Origin of the sequence: Mammaliicoccus fleurettii, assembly GCF_003970575.1 — a bacterium.
In the GTDB taxonomy this organism is placed as follows: Bacteria; Bacillota; Bacilli; order Staphylococcales; family Staphylococcaceae; genus Mammaliicoccus; species Mammaliicoccus fleurettii.
This window is the reverse complement of sequence record NZ_RXWZ01000219.1, coordinates 1-2,068: the sequence shown is the minus strand read 5'-3', so window position 1 is coordinate 2,068 and position 2,068 is coordinate 1. Positions and strand designations below refer to the sequence as shown.

Sequence of the window (2,068 nt, the reverse complement as noted above, 5' to 3'; positions counted from 1 at the left end):
CAGGTGCACAATATGAAAAGTATGTAGAAGTATCTAAAGAATTGAAATTAGAGTTTAATAAAAAGACATATAGAAATTATCAAATGAAACTTTTAAAACTCAAAACAAAAATGAATTTAAGAAGTATAAAAAATAAAAGTAAGAAAATATCTCATTAGAAAAAAGAGGGTGGCTCGAACAATTAATTTGTCTGAGCTACTCTCTTTTTTAAATAAAATAAATATCTATGTTAATTCACCTATTTTTGTTTCAATTGTTGTCCCAGTATATTAGTGAATATATGTTGTGCCATCTTCTCAGTTTCTTGATTGTATGGTTCTGGTAATTTATTGCTTGCTATAGATACGATATAGCGATCATTAGAATATGTAACGATATCATTTTTATAAAAAATACCTCTATATCTTTGATAGTTTAAATAGTTGTAAAAGCCGTATCTATAAGTACCTGGGTATAAATTTAAATCTCCTGTTGAAAGTAAGTTTACTGTAGATGAATGAGATAGGATACTATCAGATTTAAATTTCTTTAAGAGTTTAGCCATATCATCTGTAGAAATATAAATATTACCTGCACCATCATACTTATCTAAGTTCATAGGTGGTACGTAAATATTTTGGTTATGGATAGATTTATATCCTTTAGCCATATATTTCTTATGTTCAACTGAATCATAACGTGATGTATATTTTAAATGGGCTTTGTTAAGTATTAGTTCATTGATATTTTCTTCAAATGTTTTATTAGTTGCGACTTCAATGATTTTAGCTAGGGTTATATAGTTTGCATCATTATAGTTAAATTGATGATACTGTGCAGGTAATACACCTTGTGATTTAATACTTGCTATAGCTCCGTCTAAGTTATGCATATTAGGATTTAAATTTATTTTGGCTAATCCACTTCGATGCAACATTAAATCTTTAATACTAATGGGATATTTATTTTGGAAGTTTGGTATATATTTGTTCACATTATCGTTTATATTGATTGTGCCTTTTTCTTCTAACTGGCGTAACATTAATCCGGTTATGAATTTATTGGCGGACCCGATTAAGTACATAGACTTAGAATCATTTTTTATACTATTTTCAAAATCTCTATAACCATATGCATCACTCATCATGAGTTTATTATCTTTATATATTGTGATATTTCCATTGAAATTTGATGTAGTCAAATAATCATTAACGTCTTTAAATTCAATGAAAGTTTCCTTATCAGAGTTAGCAACATTTTTATGATTTTTACTTTGATGAGAGGATGTTGTCTCTGATGTAAAAGCATCCTTTTTTTTATTAAAATCTTTAAATTGGTTAATAAACAGTATAATGATTAATCCCACAATAATACATAGGGAAAATTTGTATAAATTTTTCATGTATCTCTCCTAATGTTTTTAACATTATATTACCATAATTACTAAATTTTAACATTTATAACCATAAAAAAAGAACACAATTAAGTGTTCTATTCGGTACCATATAATTCTTTTTTAATTTGAGTTGTTGAAATACCTTCAGTTCTTTTAAGGTATATGACTTCACATTCATCTTTTAAGAAGTCAAATTCACCTTCCCAATCATGACCCATTAAGAATGTATCTACGTTATAGTTTTTAACGTCATCTGTTTTTTGTTCCCAATTATTCTCGGGAATTACAAGGTCTACATATCTTATTGACTCAAGCATCATTTTTCTTTGTTCATAATTATAGTATGATTTTTTGTTTTTAAGTTTATTAAATTCATCAGTCGATAATGCAACAATTAGATAGTCCCCATATTGTTTAGCTCTTCTTAAAAGTTCAATATGGCCATAATGTAGTAAATCATATGTTCCATAAGTAATTACTCTTTGCATTTTTTTCACCTCATTATTTTATATATCAAGCTTAATATATATGTATACCAATGTAAACTATTTGTCTACTTTGTAAATTTTATATTAAGGTATTTTAGGTTGTTATTTCATCAAAATAACCATTTTACAATTCTGAAAATGGTTATAATGTATATTTATTACTTATTAGTATATTATACTAGAATATGTTGAGTTTGAGTAAAAT

At 26.2% G+C, this 2,068-nt stretch carries 2 protein-coding genes; both read right to left on the bottom strand.

Features of this window, described 5'->3' with window-relative positions; translation table 11 throughout:
• Window positions 1-238: 238 nt before the first annotated feature.
• Window positions 239-1,381 (bottom strand): serine hydrolase domain-containing protein, encoded by a 1,143-nt coding sequence (locus CD129_RS12615; RefSeq protein WP_115337621.1) that lies wholly within the window; start codon window positions 1,379-1,381, stop codon window positions 239-241.
• Between the two features lie 89 nt (window positions 1,382-1,470).
• Complete coding sequence (gene tagD / locus CD129_RS12610; RefSeq protein WP_078356743.1) at window positions 1,471-1,863, bottom strand: glycerol-3-phosphate cytidylyltransferase; 393 nt, start codon at window positions 1,861-1,863, stop codon at window positions 1,471-1,473.
• Between the last annotated feature and the right edge of the window lie 205 nt (window positions 1,864-2,068).

Bases quoted from the DNA above. Each gene is read 5' to 3' on its own strand.
- CD129_RS12615 (WP_115337621.1), bottom strand. From the start codon at position 1,381: ATGAAAAATTTATACAAATTTTCCCTATGTATTATTGTGGGATTAATC.
- tagD (WP_078356743.1), bottom strand. From the start codon at position 1,863: ATGCAAAGAGTAATTACTTATGGAACATATGATTTACTACATTATGGC.